Here is a 19454-nt window from a genome sequence, read left to right on the forward strand (position 1 = left end):
TCGGCCGTTATGAGCACGCGGGCCTTCATTACCGGCGTATCCGGAACGGAACTGACCGCCGCCGAGCGGGGGTTTATCCGTGCCGAACGCCCATGGGGCTTCATCCTGTTCAAGCGCAATGTCGCAACACCGGCACAAGTTGCTGCGTTGGTTGCGGAATTGCGCTCGGTGGCGAATGCTCCCGACGCGCCGGTCCTGATCGACCAGGAGGGTGGACGGGTGCAGCGGCTGGGACCGCCGCACTGGCCGGTTTATCCGCCGGGGGCCGTATTTGCGAATTTGTACGACACTGATTCGGCTCTCGGGCTCGCCGCGGCCCGCCTCAGCGCCCGGCTGATCGCGGCCGATCTTGCCGATCTCGGTATTACCGTGGATTGCCTGCCGTTGGCTGACGTGCCGGTGGCGGGCGCCGACGCGGTCATCGGCAACCGGGCCTACGGCACCGAGCCCAGCAAGGTCGCGGCGATTGCCCGCGCGGTCACCGAGGGCCTGGAGCAGGGCGGTGTGTTGCCCGTGCTCAAGCACATTCCCGGGCATGGCCGCGCCACCGCCGACACCCATTTCAAGCTACCGACCGTCGACACGGCCCGAGACGAGCTGGAGCGGACCGATTTCGCTGCCTTTAAGCCGCTCGCTGATCTGTCGATGGCCATGACTGCACATGTTGTGTTTAGCGCCTTCGACCCCGTCCATCCGGCGACGACATCTGCGACAATGATTGCTGACGTGATTCGCGGCGCAATCGGGTTCCAGGGTTTGTTAATGAGTGATGACGTGTCGATGAACGCGCTGTCGGGAAATATCGCCGAGCGGACTCGCGCTATCTTCGCGGGCGGCTGCGACGTGGCCCTGCATTGCAACGGCAACATCGAGGAGATGCGCGACGTCGCCGGGGAGACACCTGAACTGGCCGGCAGGGCGCTGGAGCGGGCGAACGCCGCGCTCGCCGCACGCAAGCCGCCGCAGCCGTTCGACCGCGTGGCCGCACGCGCCGAATTGGATGCATTGATCGCACGGGCAAACACGGCATCGGCATGACCGCAGAAATCCTATCGTTCGAAACCGGGCGGCCCGCAGAGCTCGCCGAGGGTGAGCCGGCGTTGGTGGTGGACGTCGAGGGCTATGAGGGCCCGCTCGACTTGTTGCTCGCGCTGGCGCGGCAGCAGAAGGTCGATCTCGCCAAGATTTCGATCCTCGCGCTCGCCGACCAGTACCTGCATTTCATCGAAGCCGCGCGAAAGATCCGGCTGGAGCTCGCCGCGGACTATCTGGTGATGGCGGCGTGGCTCGCCTTCCTGAAGTCGCGTCTGCTGCTGCCGGAGCCGCCGAGCGCGGAAGGCCCGAGCGCCGAGCAGATGGCGACGGCGCTCGCCAACCGGCTGCGCCGCCTGGAAGCCATTCGCGAAGCCGCCAACCGGCTGATGAACAGGCCGCAATTGCAGCGCGACATCTTCGCGCGAGGCGAGCCCGAGCACATCGCCGAGATCAAGCACCCGAAATATACCGCAACGCTCTATGACCTGCTCACCGCCTATGCCGCGCAGCGCCAGTCGCGCGTGCTGGCGAGCGTGCATCTGGCCAAGCGCACGGTGTGGTCGCTCGCCGAAGCCCGCGCCACGCTGGAGCGACTGGTCGGCAGCATCACCGAACAGGACGATTGGGGTGTTCTCGACGACTTCCTGATCCGGCATGTCGCCGACCCGACGCAGCGCGCAACGGTGTTCGCCTCGAGCTTTGCCGCCGCGCTCGAATTGGTGCGCGAAGGTCAGTTGGAGCTGAATCAGAAAGAGGCGTTTGCGCCGATCTATTTCCGGAAGGGGCGCCCAAAACCGGTCCCGGACGCAGCTCCTGCGCCTGATGCGCCGGTCGCTTAAGTGCAAGAAGGAGAATCTGCCATGGCAAGCCTGGCTGAAGTGCGGGTAGAAGAGGCCGAGCCGATGGAGAGCGAATCCCAGGCGCGCCCCGAGGAATTGCGGCTGTTGGAGGCGCTGCTGTTCGCCTCGAGTGAACCGCTGGACACCGCGACGCTGGCCAAGCGCATGCCCGAAGGCGTCGACGTCAAGGCTGCGCTCCAGCAGTTGCAGGCCGATTATGCTTCGCGCGGCGTCAATCTGGTCCGCGTCGCCAACAAATGGACGTTCCGCACCGCCGGCGATCTGGCCTGGTTGATGACGCGGGAGAGCACCGAGACCCGCCGCCTGTCGCGGGCCGCGATCGAGGTGCTGGCGATCATCGCCTATCACCAGCCCGTGACGCGGGCCGAGATCGAGGAGATCCGCGGCGTCATCACGTCGAAGGGGACGCTCGACGTGCTGCTGGAGACCGGATGGATCAAGCCGCGCGGCCGGCGCAAGACGCCGGGCCGGCCCTTGACCTTCGGAACCACCGAGGAGTTCCTGTCGCAGTTCACCCTGGAACAGCTCGGCGATCTGCCGGGCCTGGAAGAGCTCAAGGGCACGGGCCTGCTGGATTCGCGCCTGCCGACCGGGTTCAGCGTGCCGACGCCGTCGGATGATCCGGCCCTGCGGGAGGACGAGGATCCGCTGGAACCGGGCGATGACCTCGATCTCGCCCTTGCGCCTGCGGTCGAGCCCGAGAGCCCGCCGGAAGGCGGCAATGAGGGGAGCGGCGAGGGCGGCACCGAAGAGTGACGCCCCGGCGAATTACGGGCCCCTGCGACCAGTTAACACTAGCAAGATTGCGTAGCGCCGACAGCGAATTGGCGCTGCCTTGGTCCTTGTTTTTGAGCCCTGCCAAGCCTAGGTTTCGGTGAAGATCGGCCGGGTCCCCCGGCCATGCGCGTTTGGAGGGTTGCAGGATGGGTTCACTCAGCATTTGGCACTGGATCCTGGTGATCGCAGTGGTCCTGCTGCTGTTCGGCCGCGGCAAGATTTCGGATCTGATGGGCGACGTGGCGCAGGGCATCAAGGCGTTCAAGAAGGGCATGCAGGACGACGACAAGTCCGGTGACAAGCCCGAGCCGGCCAAGTCCATCGAGCACAATAACGCCGCGCCGACCGCGGCACGGTCCGACGTCGGCAGCAAGGCCGTCTGAGCCGAAAGAAGCACGCGAGACGCGGCCAGCGCCCCTATCCTGCGCGCGAGGGTTGGGCCGGCTGCGGCTGGCGTGAACGGAAGACCTCATGTTTGACATCGGGTGGAGTGAACTGGTCCTCATCGGGGTCGTGGCCCTGATCGCCATCGGCCCGAAAGAGCTGCCGGGCGTGCTGCGCATGGTCGGACAATGGATGGGCAAGGCGCGCAAGATGGCCGCCGAATTCCAGGGCCAGTTCCAGGAAGCGATGCGTGAGGCGGAGATGGCCGACCTCAAGAAGAGCTTCGACGAGGTCAAGGAAGCCGCCACGGGTTTCAATCCGATGACTTCGCTCCAGAAGGACGTCAGCGACGCGCTTCGCATCGATGCGCTGGACAAGCCGGCCGAGGCGCCGACCGCCACTGCCGTCGATCCGCCCGTCACGCCCACGACACCGGAGACCCCGACGCCTTCGACCTTCATGGAAGCCGAAGCGCATGCGGCCGCCAACGAGCCGCTTGCGATCACCCGTGAGGTCGAGCCGGCAAAGGTTGCGCAGGACACCGCGCCATCCGAGGCGATCAAGGACGCCAAAGCGTCATGACCGACGCCGATATCGAGGCCAGCAAAGCCCCGCTGATGGACCATTTGATCGAGCTGCGCTCGCGGCTGATCAAGGCGCTGCTCGGCTTTGGCATTGCTTTCATCTTCTGCTTCTTCTTCGCCAAGCAGATCTACAACGTGCTGGTCTGGCCGTTCGTGTGGATCGCGGGCCCCGAGAACTCGAAATTCATCTACACGGCGCTGCTCGAATATTTCATCACCCAGCTCAAGCTCGCGCTGTTCGGTGCCGGCTTCATCTCGTTCCCGATCGTGGCGACGCAGATCTACAAGTTCGTCGCGCCCGGGCTCTACAAGCACGAGAAGCAGGCCTTCCTGCCGTATCTGGTCGCAACCCCGTTCTTCTTCGTGCTCGGCGCGGCGCTGGTCTATTTCGTCGTGCTGCCGATGCTGGTGCGCTTCTCGCTCGGCATGCAGCAGGCCGGCGGCGACGAGACCGCGCAGATCCAGCTGTTGCCCAAGGTCGGCGAATATCTGTCGCTGATGATGTCGCTGATCTTCGCCTTCGGCATCGCCTTCCAGTTGCCGGTGATCCTGACGCTGCTCGGGCGGATCGGCATCGTCAGCTCGACGATGCTGCGCGAGAAGCGCCGCTACTTCATCGTCCTCGCCTTCGTGATCGCAGCCGTGCTGACGCCGCCCGACGTGCTCAGCCAGTGCTCGCTCGCGATCCCCCTGATGGCGCTGTACGAGGGCTCGATCATCGCGGTTGGGATGGTGGAGAGGAAGGCGGCGGCTTCGTCGCAAGCTACCGGCACCGACGTGTCGACGCCCGCCAATCCGGCGGAGTAGGGCACTTTCGCACTATCATGTCGCTGTCCAGCCCATGATTCGTCATGCCCGGGCTTGACCCGGGCATCCACGACTTGATCTAAGGCGGCAGATACGTGGATGGCCGGGACAAGCCCGGCCATGACGGGAAGACAGCCATGCACGACATCAAAGCGATCCGCGACAATCCGCAAGCCTTCGACGCCGGCCTCGCGAGGCGTGGTCTGAAGCCGATGTCGGCCTCGCTGCTCGCGATCGACGAGAAGCGGCGTGCGGCGATCCTGGCGTCCGAGCAGGCGCAGGCGCGGCGCAATGCAGCTTCGAAGGAAATCGGCGATGCCAAGAAGGCCAAGGACGAGGCGCGCGCAGCCAAGCTGATGGCCGAGGTCGCCGAGCTCAAGACCACGATGCCGGAGCTCGAAGCGGCTGCGAAAGCCGCCGACGACGAGCTGAACAAAGAGCTGGCCGCGATCCCGAACATCCCGTTCGATGACGTGCCCGAGGGCGTCGACGAGCACGGCAACGTTCAGCATCACGTGTTCGGCAACAAGCGCAATTATGGCTTTGCGCCGAAGCTGCATGACGATCTCGGCACCGCGCTCGGCTACATGGATTTCGAAGCGGCGGCAAAGCTCTCCGGCGCGCGTTTCGTCGTGCTGAAGAAGGGGCTGGCGCGGCTCGAACGTGCCATCGGCCAGTTCATGCTCGATCTGCACACCACCGAGCACGGCTACACCGAGATCAACCCGCCGCTCTTGGTGCGCAACGAGGTGATGTTCGGCACCGGACAACTGCCGAAATTCGAGGACGATCAATTCTGGGCGATCAAGGGCGAGCTGCTCGCCGCGCCGAACCATGAGCGGCTGAAGACCGAGCGCCTCGGTCTGATCCCCACCGCCGAAGTGTCGCTCACCAATCTCGCGCGCGAGTCGATCCTCGACGAGAAGCAGTTGCCGATGCGGCTGACCGCGCTGACGCCATGCTTCCGCGCCGAGGCGGGTGCGGCCGGGCGCGACACCCGCGGCATGATCCGCCAGCACCAGTTCACCAAGGTCGAGCTGGTCTCGATCACGACGCCGGAAGTGAGCAAGGATGAGCTGGAGCGGATGCTGTCCTGTGCCGAGCAGGTGCTGCAGAAGCTCGACCTGCATTACCGTGTGATGACGCTCTGCGCAGGAGATATGGGCTTCTCGGCGCAAAAAACCTACGACATCGAGGTCTGGATGCCCGGGCAGGGCGATGGCGGCATGTTCCGCGAGATCTCGAGCTGCTCGGTCTGCGGCGACTTCCAGGCACGGCGGATGGATGCGCGCTCGCGTGGGCCCGACGGCAAGCCGCGCTTCGTGCACACGCTGAACGGCTCCGGCACCGCAGTCGGCCGCGCGCTGATCGCCGTGATGGAAACCTATCAGCAGGAGGACGGCTCGATCGCGGTTCCGGACGTGCTGCAGCCCTATATGGGTGGGCTGAAGGTGATCGCACGCGACTAAGCGTTGTCCCGCGACGTGGGCGCCGGTTCGCATCCGAAAACGTGGGATGACGAGAATCGCGTTGCGAAGATCGGGCGGCTCGCTATCCTGCCGGCCCGTCCACGCGAACCTATCCGTTCATGGCCTTGCACCGCGACATCTTCTGGGTCGGAAGACAATGGGCGGTGACGGGGGCCGGAATCCAGGCCATCGACCAGCGCCTCCGCGGCGTTCTCGACATCGAGGTCGCGCGGCTCTGGGACGACGATCTCGTGCAGAGCCGGCGGGCCAAGCCCGGGGTCAACACTGCGGATTTCGACAAAGCGCTGAGCTTGGCACGCGAACGCTTTCCGCAGGAGCCGACGTCCGACCCGTTCGTCGCGCAGCTGATGGAGCTCGGCGTCATCGAGGCTTCCGTCGTGAACCCGGTCGTGCCGGCGATGCAATTGCGTGCGGAAGGCCGGCTTGCGCGCTTCCTGCCGCAATGGCGCGTTCGCCGCTAGCGGGATCAACCGGGGAACCAGCCGCCGGACCGCAATCGTCCGGTTTGCCTGATCGGCCCTGGCCGGATAAGACGGCTCAGACCCTATTTCAGGAATCGAACCTTCCGCATGCGCATCCTCTGCACCAATGACGACGGCATCCATGCTCCCGGCCTCGAGGTCGTGGAGGAGATCGCGCGCGCTTTATCCGACGATGTCTGGGTGGTGGCGCCCGAGCTCGACCAATCCGGCGTGTCGCACTCGCTATCGCTGAACGATCCCTTGCGTCTGCGCGAGGTCGGCCCGCGGCACTTCGCCGTGCGCGGCACGCCGACCGACTGCGTCATCATGGGGGCACGCCATATCCTGGGTGCCAAGCTGCCCGATGTCGTCCTCTCCGGCGTCAACAAGGGCCGCAACGTCGCCGAAGACGTGGTCTATTCCGGCACCATTGCCGGCGCATTGGAAGGCACCATCCTGGGGTTGCCGTCATTCGCATTGTCGCAGGAGTTCAGCGTCGAGACGCGCGAACGGCCGCCGTGGGACACGGCGCGCAAATTCGGGCCCGATATCGTGCGCAAGGTGATCGCCGCCGGCGTTCCGAAGGACACCGTCATCAACATCAACTTCCCGTCCTGCGCGCCGGAGGAGGTGCTGGGCATTCGCGTCACGCGGCAAGGCAAGCGCAATCTCGGCTTCCTCAGGATCGACGAGCGCAGGGACGGCCGCGGCAATCCCTATTTCTGGATCGGCTTCGAACGGACCGCGATGCTCGACACGCCCGCCGATGGCACCGATCTCGCGGCGCTGCGTGAGCGCTACGTCTCGGTCACCCCGCTCAGGCTCGACCGCACCGACGAGGCGTTTTCGGAAGCGCTGGGCCTCGCGCTGGAATAAGGTTAGCCGCGGCGAAGCACGGCCTCGATGGTCTTGCCGAGCGCGTCGAGCTGAAACGGCTTCTGCAGCGCCGGCCGGTCGCGATATTGCTCGGGCAGGCCGGAGGAGCCGTAACCGGTGGCGAAGATGAACGGGCAGCCCTTGGCCATGATGACATCGGCGACCGGCGAAATGACCTTGCCGTTGACGTTGACGTCGAGAATGGCGAGATCGAACTCGGTGGATTGCGCGAGCCGCATGGCTTCCGCGATGTCGCCCGCTTCGGCGGCAACCTTGTAGCCGAGCTCCTCCAGCATGTCCGCGACCATCATTCTGATCATGACCTCGTCCTCGACGAGGAAAACAGAGCGGCCCGAAAGCCCTGTCGCAGTCATGGTTGAGTCCTTGCCCATTCTCGCGAACGTTCGCAGATAACGATAGGCGACGCAATGCGCGTTTCGGCGAACGCAAATCCCGCAAATGGCTTAGCGCTTTGAAAGCCTTGTTGTGGTCAAATGCTGCACTGAAACCTATCATGAGTTCCTGAGCCGGAACAAGATTCCCGTCTCGGGTTCTTGCGGTGCAGTGCCGCGCTCCGCCGGACGAGATGAGCAATAGCAGCAATGACGCCCCACCAGCACCCGCCGGAAAAGATGATGTTTCAGCTCACGCTGAGGCGTCGGGGCATCAGCGATCAGGCCGTGCTGCGGACCATGGAAGAGGTGCCGCGCGAGCTTTTCGTCGACGAGGCCGATCGCGAGGGCGCCTATCGTGACAGCGCGCTGCCGATTGCCTGCGGGCAGACCATCAGCCAGCCCTTCGTCGTTGCCTACATGACCGAGCAACTCCAGCTCCAGAAGCAGCACCGGGTGCTCGAAATTGGCACCGGCTCCGGCTACCAGGCCGCCGTGCTGTCGCGGCTCGCCGGCCAGGTGCTGACCGTCGAGCGCTATCGCAAGCTCGCCGACACGGCACGCGCCCGGTTTGAGAAGCTCGATTGTCACAATGTCGAGGTGATGCTCGGTGACGGTCTCAATCTGCCTCCCAACATCGGCCCGTTCGACCGCATCATCGTCACCGCGGCGATGGAGCAGATACCGGAGAACCTGGTCGAGCGGCTGGAGGTTGGGGGCATCCTGATCGCCCCGGTCGGCCCGCATCAGGGCGTGCAGACGCTGACCCGCCTGGCCCGCAGCGAAACCGGAATCGAGCGCAAGGAACTCGTTGAGGTCCGCTTCGTGCCGGCACTGCCCGGGGTGGCGCGGGAGCTGTAGAATCCCGGATCGGCAGTGCCGCCAACATCTTATTGTGAGGGTTAAGCCGTTATTTACTCGCCGCGTGTTTACTTAAAACACCAGTTCTGTTGCGTACGAGTGAGTAACCATGTCCGCTGTCGCCGAGTTGCTTTACTCGCGCCGCGTGCCGCAGGTCGCGGTGCTGGCGCTGATTTCCTTCAGCTTTGCAGGGTGCAGCGCCGACATGTCGTCGCGGCTGTCCCAGACCAACTTCTCCAATCCTTTCGCCTCCGAGCAGACCGGTTCGGTGCAGCAGGCGCCGCCGCCGCAGCGTGAGCTGCCGCAATATGCGCGGCCGCAGACGCAGCCCGGTTACTACCAATCGCAGGCTTTGCCTCCGCCCGCGGTATCTGCCCCGCAATCCTATCCCGTTGCCTCCGGGGGCGGGGTGTCGGGCGGCGGACGCGGCGTCAGCTCATATGCGCCTCCGGCGCAACCGCACCTGGAGACCACGGCGACCGTCCCGCCGCGGTCGGTCGCGGCCGCCCAGCCGGCCGGCGGGACCAAGATCATCGTCGGCACCAGCGACACCCTCGACGTGCTCGCCAAGCGTTATCGCGTCACGCCGCAGGCGATCCTTGCCGCCAACGGCTACAAGGGTCCGCGGGCGCTCTCGCCCGGCCAGCAATTGATCATTCGGTCTCCGGCGACGGCAGCTGCACCGGCGCCTGCGATGGCCCCTGTCGCGGCAGCGCCTGCGGCGAAGCCGGTTGCTGTCGTCGCGGCACCGCCGAGCACGCACTTCGTCAATCGTGGCGACACGCTCGCCAGCATCGCGCGCAAGAACCACATATCGGCGGCAGAGCTCGCCCGTGCCAACGGCCTCGATCCGTCGGCAAAGCTCAAGCTGGGCACCAAGCTGACGGTGCCCGGCGCCAAGACCGCCGCCGTTGCGGCGCCGGTTGCTGCGGCTCCGGTCGCGGCTGCACCGGTGGCCGGAACGCTCCAGCCCGTCGCGGCTGCTCCGGCGCCTGCGACCAAGGTGGCTACTGCCGCCGCACCCGTGCAGAGTGCGCGGCTCGCCCAGGCCACGAGCAATGTCGAAGAGAAGCCCGCCGAGACGACGGCGAAGGCTGCGGAGGCCACCGGCGCGCTGCCAACCTTCCGCTGGCCCGTCCGCGGCAAGGTGGTCACGAGCTACGGTGCCAAGACCAATGGCAAGTCCAACGACGGCATCAACCTCGCGGTGCCCGAGGGGACGCCGGTCAAGGCGGCCGAAGATGGCGTCGTCGCCTATTCCGGCAACGAGCTGAAGGGTTACGGCAATCTGGTTCTGGTTCGGCACTCCAACGGCTACGTCACCGCATATGCCCATGCGAGTGAGCTGTTGGTGAAGCGCGGCGATACCATCAAGCGCGGCCAGGTCATTGCCAAGTCGGGTCAATCCGGGGAGGTGGCGTCGCCGCAGCTCCACTTTGAGATCCGCAAGGGATCGAGCCCGGTTGACCCGCTTCAATTCCTGAACGGGGCGTGAGGCGCGCCGCTTCGGTCGGGCACCCCTTCGTCAATACACGCTGTCATCGTCCGCCTTGTGCGCACTCGCGCACTGGGGCGGACGATCCAGTATTCCGGAAGCACCGGTTGTTGAGCCGATTGGCCGCGGCGTACTGGATTCCCCGCCTTCGGGGGGAATGACAGTTGAGGGTGGGTGAAAGCCAGCCTTACTACGCTGTCAGCTTCACACCCAGTCGTCCCGCCAGCTCCTGCACGAACTGCCAGGCGACGCGGCCCGAGCGCGAGCCGCGCGTCGTGGACCATTCGAGTGCCTCGCGCTCGAGCGCCTCGTCGTCGATCGCGATGCCGAAATGGCTGCAATAGCCGCGCACCATGGCGAGATATTCGTCCTGGCTGCAGCGGTGGAAGCCGAGCCAGAGGCCGAAGCGATCCGACAGCGAGACCTTCTCCTCGACTGCTTCGCCCGGATTGATCGCGGTCGAGCGCTCGTTCTCGATCATCTCGCGCGCCAGCAGATGGCGCCGGTTGGAGGTGGCGTAGAGAATGACGTTCTCGGGCCGGCCCTCGATACCGCCTTCGAGCACCGCCTTGAGCGACTTGTAGGAGGCATCGTTGCCGTCGAAGGAGAGATCGTCGCAGAACACGATGAAGCGGAAGGAGGAGGCCCGCAGCTGCTCCATCAGGGCCGGCAGGCTCTCGATGTCCTCGCGGTGGATCTCGATCAGCTTGAGCTTGTCGGACGGTTTGCGCTCCGCGTTGATGCTGGCATGCGCCGCCTTCACCAGGGACGACTTGCCCATGCCGCGTGCGCCCCAGAGCAGGGCGTTGTTGGCCGGCAGGCCATTGGCGAAGCGCTCGGTGTTCTCCATCAGGATGTCGCGCATCCGGTCGACGCCCTTGAGCAGGAACAGCTCGACGCGGCTCACGCGCGGCACCGCCGAGAGGCGCCCGTCGGGATGCCAGACATAGGCATCCGCCCGCTTGAACGACTCGGCCTCGACCGCCGGCTTGCCCTGCGCGGAGAGGTGCGCCGCAATGGTCTCCAGGGCGCGGACGATGCGCTCCTGGGCGAGGTCTGGGCCTGCCTTGATGACCGCCGCCGTGGGGCGTTTTGCCGCGACGCGGCTGGGCTTGTTGGCAGGGGTGCGGGGGCCTTTGCCGGCCGGGCTTTTGCTATGGTTTTTGGGCATGTCCGAAGTTCCTGAGAACGCAGCCTTATCGGGCCTCACGGGCCGCCGCAAGGTGGCCCAAAAGGGCGGTCTGGCAGCGTTGCAATTGGGGCAATGGCCGCTATAGTCCGCGCGAATTTGACCGAACCGGTCGCCTTCGAGGGCCTGACCGGCTGTCCCCCGTTCTCACGAGGATCGTCCGAATGCTGATTACCCCTGCGTATGCCCAGGCCGCGGCCGCTGGCGACACCAACAGCATGTTGATGTCGCTGCTGCCGTTCGCCCTGATCTTCGTGATCATGTACTTCCTGATTCTGCGCCCGCAGCAGAAGAAGGTCCGCGACCACGCCGAGCTCGTGAAGAACATCCGCCGCGGCGACACTGTGGTGACCTCGGGCGGCCTCGTCGGCAAGGTCACCAAGGTGGTCGACGACGACCAGATCGAGTTCGAGATTTCCGACGGCGTGCGCGTAAGGCAGATGCGCCAGATGATTTCGGGCGTTCGCGCCAAGGGCGAGCCGGCCAAGGAAAGCGCCAAAGAGAGCGCCAAGGACGACACCGCGGCGAAGTGAACGCTTCACCGCGAGTCCCTTCAAGTCTCCTGATCTGACAGGTCCAGTCGATGTTGTATTTCACGCGGTGGAAGGCGCTCGGGATTATCCTGACGGCGCTGATCGTGTGCCTCTGCGCGGTCCCGAACTTCTTCCCCGAGGCCCAGGTCAAGACCTGGCCGGCCTGGGCGCAGCGCCGTCTCGTGCTCGGACTCGACCTCCAGGGCGGCTCCTATCTGCTGCTCGAGGTCGATTCCAACTACGTGAAGAAGGAACGGCTCGATCAGATCCGCGACGAGGTTCGCCGGACGTTGCGCGACGCCAAGATCGGCTTCACCGGCGGCGTCACCGTGCGCAATGACGCGGTCGAGGTTCGCATCACCAAGGAAACCGACGTGCAGCCGGCGCTCGCCAAGCTGCGCGAGCTGTCCCAGCCACTCGGCGGATTGATGGGCTCCAGCGGTCAGCGCGACCTCGAGGTGGCCGATGCGGCCGGCGGTGTGATCCGCCTGAGCGTTCCGCAGCCGGCGATACTCGATCGCCTGCGAAAGACCATCGAGCAGTCGATCCAGATCGTCGAGCGCCGCGTCAACGAGCTCGGTACCGTCGAGCCCGTGATCCAGCGCCAGGGCAACGACCGCATCCTGGTGCAGGTCCCCGGCCTTCAGGATCCGACCCGCCTGAAGGAGCTGCTGGGCAAGACCGCGAAGATGGAATTCCGCATGGTCGACAGCTCCGTGCCGCCGGATCAGGCGCAAGCGGGCAGGTTGCCGCCGGAATCCGAGCTGCTCATGAGCGCGTCGCCGCCGCCCACGCCCTACGTGATCAAGAAGCAGGTGCTGGTTGCCGGCGGCGATTTGACCGACGCCCAGGCGACCTTCGACCAGCGCACCGGCGAGCCGGTCGTCAGCTTCAAGTTCAACACGTCGGGCGCCCGCAAGTTCTCGCAGGCCACGACCGAGAACGTCGGACTGCCTTTCGCGATCGTGCTCGACAACAAGGTGATCTCGGCACCGGTCATCCGCGAGCCCATCACTGGCGGCCAGGGCCAGATCTCCGGCAATTTCACCGTGCAATCGGCCAACGACCTCGCAATTCTCCTGCGTGCCGGCGCGCTGCCGGCGCCGCTCACGGTGGTCGAGGAGCGCACCGTCGGTCCCGGCCTCGGCCAGGACTCGATCGAAAAGGGCGAGCTTGCGGCCTATGTCGGCTCGATTCTCGTCATCATCTTCATGCTCGTGACCTACCGCCTGTTCGGCGTGTTCGCCAATATCGCGGTGGCCATCAACGTCGCCATGATCTTCGGCCTGCTGTCGCTGCTCAATGCCACGCTGACGCTGCCCGGCATCGCCGGCATCGTGCTCACAGTCGGCATCGCCGTCGATTCCAACGTGCTGATCTACGAGCGCATCCGCGAGGAGCTGCGCAGCGGCCGCAACGCGATCTCGGCCATCGACGCCGGCTTCAAGCGGGCGCTCGCCACCATCCTCGATTCCAACATCACCACCTTCATTGCCGCCGCGGTGCTGTTCTACATCGGCACCGGTCCGGTGCGCGGCTTCGCCGTGACGCTCGGCATCGGCATCATCACCACGGTGTTCACCGCCTTCACCCTGACCCGGCTGATCGTGGCGTGGTGGGTGCGGTGGAAGCGGCCGCAGAGCGTGCCGATCTAGGAGCCTGATCGTGACTCAGACCGTTCTCATCGGGCTCGGCGTTCTCATCGCCATCCTCACCGTGGTCGCGGCCCTCGGCCTGCTGCCGTCGCTGCGCATCGTCCCGGACGATACGCATTTCGACTTCACGCGTTTCCGTCGCATCAGCTTTCCGATCTCGGCCGCGCTGTCGATCGTCGCGATCGTGCTGTTCTTCACCCACGGCCTGAACCTCGGTATCGACTTCAAGGGCGGCACGCTGCTCGAGGTGAAGGCGAAGTCCGGCACCGCCGACATCGCGGCGATGCGTACCTCGCTCGACGGCCTCGGCCTCGGCGAGGTCCAGCTGCAACAGTTCGGCGGTCCCGAGAACGTCCTGATCCGCGTTGCCGAGCAGCCGGGCGGCGACGCCGCCCAGCAGGCAGCCCTGCAGAAGCTTCGTGGCGCGCTTGGCGACAGCGTCGACATTCAGCGCACCGAAGTGCTCGGTCCGCGCGTCGCCGGCGAGCTCCTGGCCTACGGCATGCTCGGCCTGATGCTCGCGATCGTTGGGATCCTGATCTATCTCTGGTTCCGGTTCGAATGGCAGTTCGCGCTCGGCGCCATGATCGCCAACGTGCACGACATCGTGCTCACGATCGGCTTCATGTCGATCAGCCAGGTGGATTTCGACCTGACCAGCATCGCAGCGCTGCTGACGATTCTGGGCTATTCGCTCAACGACACCGTCGTCATTTACGACCGCATCCGTGAAATGCTGCGGCGCTACAAGAAGATGCCGATGCCGCAGCTGCTGAATGAATCCATCAACTCGACGCTGTCACGCTCGATCATCACCCACGTCACGGTGACGCTGGCGTTGCTCGCGCTGCTCTTGTTCGGCGGCCATGCCATCCACAGCTTCACCGCGGTGATGATGTTCGGCGTTGTGCTGGTCGGCACCTACACCTCGATCTTCATTGCAGCCCCGATCCTGATCTATCTCGGTGTCGGCGAGCATCGCGAGGATGCGCCCGACACGGCGACGCCAGCGAAGAAAAGCAAGGCATGATCCGAACCTCATGCCCTCGCAGGCGTTTGCGAGGGCAGTAAGCCCATTCGGACGAGGCTCATGGCCGGCGATCTCAACGCTCCGCATTTCCCGCGCTCGGCGCCGATCGATGCCTATGGCAAGGGCGGCTTCGCCTTTGCCGGCATGTCCCATCGCGGCTCGCTGCTCTGCCTGCCCGACGCGATCTGGGCCTGGGATGTGGTCGATCCGGCCAAGATCGACCGCTACTCGCTGGATCGGGTGTTCACGGCCGCCAACAGCATCGACACACTCCTGGTCGGCACCGGAACGGGGCTGTGGCTGCCGCCGCCGGAGCTGCGCCAGGCGCTCAAGGCGGTGAGGGTGGTGCTGGACACGATGCAGACCGGCCCGGCCGTACGCACCTACAACATCATGATCGGCGAACGGCGGCGGGTTGCCGCCGCGCTGATCGCCGTGCCATGAGCAACGCGCCGCCGCCGCCCGACTCCGTTGCTTTTTGCGCCGATCTCGTGCGCAGTCATGATTTTCCGCGCTACGCCGCGACCCTGTTCGCGCCGGCCGCCGAGCGCCGCGCTTTGCTGGCGCTCTATGCCTTCAACGTCGAGATCGTCCGCGTTCGCGACCAGGTGAGCCAACCCTTGCCCGGCGAGATCCGCCTGCAATGGTGGACCGACATGCTTTCGGGCCATGTCCATGGCAGCGCCGAGGGCAATCCGGTGGCGGCCGAGCTGCTTCGCGCGATCCGCGATTTCGACCTGCCGGTCGAGCCGCTGTCGCGGCTTGCCGAGGAGCACCAGTTCGATCTCTACAACGACCCGATGCCGACCATGGCAGCGCTGGAAGGTTACCTCGCGGCGACCTCATCGGCGCTGTTCGCCCTGGCAGCGCAGGTCTTGGGACCGTCGTCGGAGGCGGCCGAGCATCTCGCCCGCCATGCCGGGCTGGCGCAGGGTATCGTGCAGGTCATCGCCAATCTGCCGCGCGATGCCGCGCACCGGCAATTGTTCGTGCCGCAGCAGGTGCTCGAGAAGCACGATTGCAGCATGGAGGATGTCTTCGCCGGCAAGGAGACACCCAATCTCCATGCGGTGCTGGAGCAGCTCGCGGGTGAAGCCCGGCAGCATGTGAGCGCGGCCTCATCGCTGCTGGCGCAGGTGGCGCCGCCGGTGCGGCCGGCGTTTCTGCCGCTGCGCCAGGCGCAGGCCGATCTCGAGCGCTTGTCGCACCCGGGACGCAATCCGTTTACGTTGCAGCCGACCTCGCGGCTGCGCACGCTCTGGACGCTGTGGCGCGCCTCGCGATCGCGTGAATTTACCAAATAGACGCCGGCTTATCGCCTGGCCCGGCCAAATGCTCTATGCTGTCCTATGGCTGACATATCCCAAAGCTCGTTCGATCTCGGCGGCCTTCCGGTCGCACCTGAAGACATTCACGCCGCCGCCAAGACTATCAAAGGCGCCGTCGTCGAGACGCCTTGTAGCCATAGCCGCACGCTGAGCAGCATCTGCGGCTGCGACATCTGGCTGAAATTCGAGAACCTCCAGTTCACCTCCTCGTTCAAGGAGCGCGGTGCGCTCAACCGGCTCACCGCGCTGACGGCGGAGGAGCGCGCGCGGGGCGTGATCGCGATGTCCGCGGGCAACCACGCGCAAGGCGTTGCCTACCACGCCAGGCGGCTCGGCATTCCCGCCACCATCGTGATGCCGATCGGCACGCCCATGGTGAAGATCGAGAACACCAGGCATCACGGCGCCGAGGTTGTGGTCACCGGCGCGACATTGGAAGAGGCGGCCGCCTTTGCGCGAAGCCACGGCGAAGCGCACCACATGGTCTTCGTCCATCCTTACGACGATCCGCTCGTCATCGCCGGGCAGGGCACGATCGGGCTGGAAGTGCTGCAGGCGGTCCCGGAGCTCGACACGCTCGTCGTCCCGATCGGCGGCGGCGGTCTGATCAGCGGGATTGCCATTGCCGCGAAGTCGATCAAGCCGTCGCTGCGGATATTGGGCGTCGAGGCCTGGCTGTATCCCTCGATGTACAACGCCATCCACGACGGCAATCTGCCGGCGCGCGGCGACACGCTCGCCGAGGGCATCGCGGTGAAATCACCGGGCAAGATCACCACCGAGATCGTCCGCCGCCTCGTCGACGACATTGCGCTCGTCAACGAAGCCGAGCTCGAGCGCGCAGTCGCGACCCTGATCTCGATCGAGAAGACGGTCGTCGAGGGCGCCGGCGCCGCCGGCCTCGCGGCGCTGATGTCCGATCCGTCCCGCTTTGCCGGCGAGAAGGTCGGCCTCGTGCTGAGCGGAGGCAATATCGACACGCGGCTGATCGCCTCCGTGCTCACCCGCGAGCTGGCGCGCGAGGGACGGCTGACGCAATTGTCGCTCGATATCCCGGACAGGCCCGGGCAGCTCGCCGCGGTCGCGGCGTTGCTGGCCGAGGCGGGTGCGAACATCATCGAGGTCTCGCACCAGCGGACCTTCTCCGACCTGCCGGCCAAGGCGACGCTTCTGCAGCTCGTCATCGAGACACGCGATGCCGCCCATCTCGACGAGGTGATGGCGAGGCTCAACGCATCCGGACTGAGCGCGCGCTGCACCTGAGCGCGCTAACGTGACGCCAAATCCGCGACGTGGTCGATCAGCCGGTCGATCTCGGCTTCGGTGTTGTAGTAGTGGGGGGAAGCCCGCACGAGATGGGGCAGCGCACGGATCTCGGCATCGATGCGCGTGCTCGACGGGTCCGAAGCGCCGATCGTGATGCCCGCCGCCGCGGCGCTGCTGACAATGGCCTCCGCCTCGTATCCATCCAAGGTGAAGCTGACGATGGCGCCAGGCGAGCGGCCGAGGTCGCGCATGGTGATGCCGCCAATGGAGGCGAGCCCGCTGCGAAGGCGGCCTGCTAGCAGCCGGCAGCGCTCCTCGATGGCGTCCATGCCGATGTCGAGCGCATAATCGATGGCAGCACCGAGCCCAAGGCGGGCCGCGTAATTGTTCTCCCAGGTCTCGAAGCGGCGGGCATCGTCGCGGAGCCGATACTCATCGCGCGAGACCCAGGGCGCTGCAAAATGGTCGATCATCGGTGGCTCGAGCTGCTGCAGCAGTGCCCCGCGCACATAGAGAAAGCCGGTACCACGCGGCCCCCGCAGGAATTTGCGTCCCGTGGCTGACAGCATGTCGCAGCCGATGGCTTTGACGTCGACCGCCATCTGCCCGACCGCCTGGCAGGCGTCGAGCAGATAGGGAATGCCATGTGCCCGCGCGATCCTGCCGATGGCCGCTGCAGGATTGACCAGCCCGCCATTGGTCGGAACCCAGGTGACGGCGATCAGCTTCACGCGTTCGTCGATCATGCGTTCGAGTGCGCCGACATCGAACTCGCCCGTCGCATCGCTCGGCACCACATCGATGACCGCGCCTGTGCGTTTGGCGACCTGAAGAAACGCAACGTAATTGGCGGCGTACTCCGCTTCGGCCGTCAGGATCCGGTCGCCCTCTCGAAATGGAAGCGAATAGAACGCCATCTGCCAGGCAACCGTCGCGTTCTCGACCAGGGCGATTTCATCCGGTGATGCGTTCAGGAGCCGGGCCACTGAGCCGTAAACGGCTTCGAGCCGATCTGACGCGCGATCGGCTGCGGCATAGCCGCCGATCTCGCTCTCGAGATCGATATGTCCCTTCATCGCCGCGACGACGGGCGCGGGCATGAGAGCCGCACCGGCATTGTGGAGATACGCGAGCCGGGAGGCAGCAGGCGTGTCGGCACGAATCTGATTGATGTCGATCACGTCAGAGCCTCCATCGTCAGGTTCCTGGTAGACACAATGACGCACGTGAGCAAGCTCGGGCAATCGACTGTTCCAGCTGGAGCATGCGGATCGGGATGCCTATGCTGATCGGAAGCGCAATCTGGCACGGAACCACGGGGAATACCCAATGGCAAAGAACACGATCTGCCTCTGGTACGACAAGGATGCTGAAGCCGCGGCCCGCTTCTATGCCGAGACGTTTCCCGACAGCGCGGTGAGTGCGGTCCATCGCGCGCCCAGCGACTATCCGTCTGGCAAGGCAGGCGATGTCCTGACCGTCGAGTTCACGGTAGCCGGCGTTGCCTGTCTCGGCCTCAATGGCGGACCCGTCTTCAAGCACAACGAGGCCTTCTCGTTCCAGATCGCCACCGACGATCAGGCGGAGACCGACCGCTACTGGAACGCCATCGTCGGCAATGGCGGGCAGGAGAGTGCGTGCGGCTGGTGCAAGGACAGATGGGGCGTCTCCTGGCAGATCACGCCGCGGGTGCTGACTGAGGCGTTGGCCGCCGGTGGCACGGAGGCCAAGCGCGCCTTCGATGCGATGATGGGGATGACGAAGATCGACGTCGCCGCGATCGAGGCCGCGCGCCGCGGCTGAGACGGTCGCGCCTCAGATGCAGAGGCCGAGCAGCTTGACGTGACAATTGCTGGTCTTCGGCTTGCTTGCGGGCGCGGGCTCGCGCTTCACGGCAACGACGGGCTCCTTGTCCTTTTTCTTGCCTTTGCCCTTCTCGTAGTCGCCCGCGATGACCATGGCCCAATAGGTGCGCTTGCCACTCGCATTCTTGGCGCTGGCAATGCCGACGCGCGAGGCGTTGTGCAGCAACAGGTTCTTGCGGTGCCCGGAGGAGTCGATCCACTGGCCCAGCGTCTTCTCGAAGCTGTCGTAGCCGTAGGCGATGTTCTCGGCGGCGCGGCCCGCGCGGGCCGGTGCGACGCGGCGGTTGAACGGGCCGAGCGCGTCGTGGCTGAGATCATCCTTCGCCGCCATCGCGCGCGCCTGATCCATGGCGATGCGATCGAGGGTGGCGTCGCGGACGACGCGGGCCTCCCCATGCTTGAGACGGAAGCTGGAGATCAGCTCCGCCGATGAGTCGGCCAGCGCGGGCGCGCCTGCCAGCAGCACAAGGCCAGCGATCGTTCCGCCAACCATACGATGCATCATGGTCTCCCGAGCGCCCATAATCTCTGCCAATCCTGCGCGATCCAGCGCTTCTCGATCGCCA

General features: G+C 65.5%; 22 protein-coding genes. 18 read left to right on the forward strand and 4 right to left on the reverse strand.

Translation table 11 applies throughout. The features are described 5' to 3' along the window. Positions 1-9: 9 nt before the first annotated feature. The 9 genes from nagZ to surE all read left to right on the forward strand — a co-directional run bounded on the left by nagZ (position 10) and on the right by surE (position 7274). The gene (gene nagZ / locus AC24YW_RS21065) at positions 10-1038 is read left to right on the forward strand and encodes a beta-N-acetylhexosaminidase (protein ID WP_487484508.1); all 1029 of its coding nucleotides are present in this window, start codon (positions 10-12) and stop codon (positions 1036-1038) included. Continuing rightward, positions 1035-1874 carry a segregation and condensation protein A gene (locus AC24YW_RS21070; protein ID WP_036012765.1) on the forward strand — a complete coding sequence of 280 codons (840 nt, stop codon included), beginning with the start codon at positions 1035-1037 and terminating at the stop codon, positions 1872-1874. The genes nagZ and AC24YW_RS21070 overlap by 4 nt, the downstream gene beginning before the upstream one ends. 21 nt (positions 1875-1895) lie before the next feature. Further along, complete coding sequence (gene scpB, locus AC24YW_RS21075) at positions 1896-2651, forward strand: SMC-Scp complex subunit ScpB (protein WP_487484509.1); 756 nt, start codon at positions 1896-1898, stop codon at positions 2649-2651. A gap of 167 nt (positions 2652-2818) precedes the next feature. After that, positions 2819-3055 (forward strand): twin-arginine translocase TatA/TatE family subunit, encoded by a 237-nt coding sequence (locus AC24YW_RS21080; protein WP_212084662.1) that lies wholly within the window; start codon positions 2819-2821, stop codon positions 3053-3055. Between the two features lie 88 nt (positions 3056-3143). After that, positions 3144-3638 (forward strand): Sec-independent protein translocase protein TatB, encoded by a 495-nt coding sequence (tatB, locus tag AC24YW_RS21085; protein ID WP_487484510.1) that lies wholly within the window; start codon positions 3144-3146, stop codon positions 3636-3638. Beyond that, positions 3635-4447, forward strand: a complete 813-nt coding sequence (gene tatC / locus AC24YW_RS21090; protein ID WP_487484511.1) for a twin-arginine translocase subunit TatC — start codon at positions 3635-3637, stop codon at positions 4445-4447. Before tatB ends, tatC begins: the two co-directional genes overlap by 4 nt. 137 nt (positions 4448-4584) lie before the next feature. Then, positions 4585-5916, forward strand: coding sequence for a serine--tRNA ligase (gene serS, locus AC24YW_RS21095; RefSeq protein WP_487484512.1), 1332 nt, complete (start codon positions 4585-4587; stop codon positions 5914-5916). Positions 5917-6035: 119 nt separating this feature from the next. After that, on the forward strand, positions 6036-6398 hold the full coding sequence (locus AC24YW_RS21100; protein WP_487484513.1) for a hypothetical protein: 363 nt from the start codon (positions 6036-6038) through the stop codon (positions 6396-6398). A 108-nt stretch (positions 6399-6506) separates the two neighbouring features. Next, the gene (gene surE, locus AC24YW_RS21105) at positions 6507-7274 is read left to right on the forward strand and encodes a 5'/3'-nucleotidase SurE (protein WP_487484514.1); all 768 of its coding nucleotides are present in this window, start codon (positions 6507-6509) and stop codon (positions 7272-7274) included. Positions 7275-7276: 2 nt separating this feature from the next. Here the strand turns inward: surE and AC24YW_RS21110 are convergent, their stop codons facing one another. Next, positions 7277-7648 (reverse strand): response regulator, encoded by a 372-nt coding sequence (locus AC24YW_RS21110; protein WP_487484515.1) that lies wholly within the window; start codon positions 7646-7648, stop codon positions 7277-7279. 228 nt (positions 7649-7876) lie between these two features. Here AC24YW_RS21110 and AC24YW_RS21115 point away from each other — a divergent pair, with 228 nt between their 5' ends. Continuing rightward, complete coding sequence (locus AC24YW_RS21115) at positions 7877-8527, forward strand: protein-L-isoaspartate(D-aspartate) O-methyltransferase (RefSeq protein ID WP_487484516.1); 651 nt, start codon at positions 7877-7879, stop codon at positions 8525-8527. Positions 8528-8636: 109 nt separating this feature from the next. Next, positions 8637-10022 (forward strand): peptidoglycan DD-metalloendopeptidase family protein, encoded by a 1386-nt coding sequence (locus AC24YW_RS21120; RefSeq protein ID WP_487484517.1) that lies wholly within the window; start codon positions 8637-8639, stop codon positions 10020-10022. Between the two features lie 190 nt (positions 10023-10212). Here AC24YW_RS21120 and AC24YW_RS21125 read toward each other — a convergent pair whose 3' ends face one another. Beyond that, positions 10213-11193 carry an ATP-binding protein gene (locus AC24YW_RS21125; RefSeq protein WP_487484518.1) on the reverse strand — a complete coding sequence of 327 codons (981 nt, stop codon included), beginning with the start codon at positions 11191-11193 and terminating at the stop codon, positions 10213-10215. Between the two features lie 182 nt (positions 11194-11375). On the opposite strand from AC24YW_RS21125, the gene yajC reads away from it, so the two are divergent. Genes yajC through AC24YW_RS21155 form a run of 6 tightly spaced genes read left to right on the forward strand, consistent with a single transcriptional unit; the run spans position 11376 to position 17020 of the window. Beyond that, positions 11376-11744 (forward strand): preprotein translocase subunit YajC, encoded by a 369-nt coding sequence (yajC, locus tag AC24YW_RS21130; protein ID WP_025036456.1) that lies wholly within the window; start codon positions 11376-11378, stop codon positions 11742-11744. Positions 11745-11794: 50 nt separating this feature from the next. After that, positions 11795-13399: a protein translocase subunit SecD gene (gene secD, locus AC24YW_RS21135; RefSeq protein ID WP_487484519.1), complete on the forward strand. Its 1605-nt coding sequence runs from the start codon at positions 11795-11797 to the stop codon at positions 13397-13399. Between the two features lie 10 nt (positions 13400-13409). Further along, complete coding sequence (gene secF, locus AC24YW_RS21140) at positions 13410-14429, forward strand: protein translocase subunit SecF (protein WP_487484520.1); 1020 nt, start codon at positions 13410-13412, stop codon at positions 14427-14429. A gap of 60 nt (positions 14430-14489) precedes the next feature. Next, on the forward strand, positions 14490-14873 hold the full coding sequence (locus tag AC24YW_RS21145) for an Mth938-like domain-containing protein (protein ID WP_487484521.1): 384 nt from the start codon (positions 14490-14492) through the stop codon (positions 14871-14873). Further along, positions 14870-15733: a phytoene/squalene synthase family protein gene (locus AC24YW_RS21150; protein ID WP_487484522.1), complete on the forward strand. Its 864-nt coding sequence runs from the start codon at positions 14870-14872 to the stop codon at positions 15731-15733. Before AC24YW_RS21145 ends, AC24YW_RS21150 begins: the two co-directional genes overlap by 4 nt. A gap of 45 nt (positions 15734-15778) precedes the next feature. Further along, the gene (locus AC24YW_RS21155; RefSeq protein WP_487484523.1) at positions 15779-17020 is read left to right on the forward strand and encodes a threonine ammonia-lyase; all 1242 of its coding nucleotides are present in this window, start codon (positions 15779-15781) and stop codon (positions 17018-17020) included. 5 nt (positions 17021-17025) lie between these two features. On the opposite strand, the gene AC24YW_RS21160 is transcribed toward AC24YW_RS21155, so the two are convergent. Continuing rightward, positions 17026-18204, reverse strand: a complete 1179-nt coding sequence (locus tag AC24YW_RS21160; RefSeq protein ID WP_487484524.1) for an aminotransferase class V-fold PLP-dependent enzyme — start codon at positions 18202-18204, stop codon at positions 17026-17028. Between the two features lie 148 nt (positions 18205-18352). Here AC24YW_RS21160 and AC24YW_RS21165 point away from each other — a divergent pair, with 148 nt between their 5' ends. Further along, positions 18353-18826 carry a VOC family protein gene (locus AC24YW_RS21165; RefSeq protein WP_008547150.1) on the forward strand — a complete coding sequence of 158 codons (474 nt, stop codon included), beginning with the start codon at positions 18353-18355 and terminating at the stop codon, positions 18824-18826. A 12-nt stretch (positions 18827-18838) separates the two neighbouring features. Here AC24YW_RS21165 and AC24YW_RS21170 read toward each other — a convergent pair whose 3' ends face one another. After that, positions 18839-19390 carry a CAP domain-containing protein gene (locus AC24YW_RS21170; RefSeq protein ID WP_487484525.1) on the reverse strand — a complete coding sequence of 184 codons (552 nt, stop codon included), beginning with the start codon at positions 19388-19390 and terminating at the stop codon, positions 18839-18841. Positions 19391-19454 lie beyond the last annotated feature (64 nt).

This window comes from Bradyrhizobium sp. USDA3516 (assembly GCF_057651995.1).

What these genes read in the sequence shown, in the direction of transcription:
- tatB (WP_487484510.1), top strand. Translation starts at nt 3,144, where the DNA reads ATGTTTGACATCGGGTGGAGTGAACTGGTCCTCATCGGGGTCGTGGCC.
- scpB (WP_487484509.1), top strand. Translation starts at nt 1,896, where the DNA reads ATGGCAAGCCTGGCTGAAGTGCGGGTAGAAGAGGCCGAGCCGATGGAG.
- AC24YW_RS21125 (WP_487484518.1), bottom strand. Translation starts at nt 11,193, where the DNA reads ATGCCCAAAAACCATAGCAAAAGCCCGGCCGGCAAAGGCCCCCGCACC.
- serS (WP_487484512.1), top strand. Translation starts at nt 4,585, where the DNA reads ATGCACGACATCAAAGCGATCCGCGACAATCCGCAAGCCTTCGACGCC.
- AC24YW_RS21170 (WP_487484525.1), bottom strand. Translation starts at nt 19,390, where the DNA reads ATGCATCGTATGGTTGGCGGAACGATCGCTGGCCTTGTGCTGCTGGCA.
- AC24YW_RS21070 (WP_036012765.1), top strand. Translation starts at nt 1,035, where the DNA reads ATGACCGCAGAAATCCTATCGTTCGAAACCGGGCGGCCCGCAGAGCTC.
- AC24YW_RS21150 (WP_487484522.1), top strand. Translation starts at nt 14,870, where the DNA reads ATGAGCAACGCGCCGCCGCCGCCCGACTCCGTTGCTTTTTGCGCCGAT.
- AC24YW_RS21120 (WP_487484517.1), top strand. Translation starts at nt 8,637, where the DNA reads ATGTCCGCTGTCGCCGAGTTGCTTTACTCGCGCCGCGTGCCGCAGGTC.
- AC24YW_RS21145 (WP_487484521.1), top strand. Translation starts at nt 14,490, where the DNA reads ATGGCCGGCGATCTCAACGCTCCGCATTTCCCGCGCTCGGCGCCGATC.
- AC24YW_RS21100 (WP_487484513.1), top strand. Translation starts at nt 6,036, where the DNA reads ATGGCCTTGCACCGCGACATCTTCTGGGTCGGAAGACAATGGGCGGTG.
- AC24YW_RS21155 (WP_487484523.1), top strand. Translation starts at nt 15,779, where the DNA reads ATGGCTGACATATCCCAAAGCTCGTTCGATCTCGGCGGCCTTCCGGTC.
- AC24YW_RS21115 (WP_487484516.1), top strand. Translation starts at nt 7,877, where the DNA reads ATGACGCCCCACCAGCACCCGCCGGAAAAGATGATGTTTCAGCTCACG.
- yajC (WP_025036456.1), top strand. Translation starts at nt 11,376, where the DNA reads ATGCTGATTACCCCTGCGTATGCCCAGGCCGCGGCCGCTGGCGACACC.
- tatC (WP_487484511.1), top strand. Translation starts at nt 3,635, where the DNA reads ATGACCGACGCCGATATCGAGGCCAGCAAAGCCCCGCTGATGGACCAT.
- AC24YW_RS21080 (WP_212084662.1), top strand. Translation starts at nt 2,819, where the DNA reads ATGGGTTCACTCAGCATTTGGCACTGGATCCTGGTGATCGCAGTGGTC.
- surE (WP_487484514.1), top strand. Translation starts at nt 6,507, where the DNA reads ATGCGCATCCTCTGCACCAATGACGACGGCATCCATGCTCCCGGCCTC.
- secD (WP_487484519.1), top strand. Translation starts at nt 11,795, where the DNA reads ATGTTGTATTTCACGCGGTGGAAGGCGCTCGGGATTATCCTGACGGCG.
- AC24YW_RS21110 (WP_487484515.1), bottom strand. Translation starts at nt 7,648, where the DNA reads ATGACTGCGACAGGGCTTTCGGGCCGCTCTGTTTTCCTCGTCGAGGAC.
- AC24YW_RS21165 (WP_008547150.1), top strand. Translation starts at nt 18,353, where the DNA reads ATGGCAAAGAACACGATCTGCCTCTGGTACGACAAGGATGCTGAAGCC.
- nagZ (WP_487484508.1), top strand. Translation starts at nt 10, where the DNA reads ATGAGCACGCGGGCCTTCATTACCGGCGTATCCGGAACGGAACTGACC.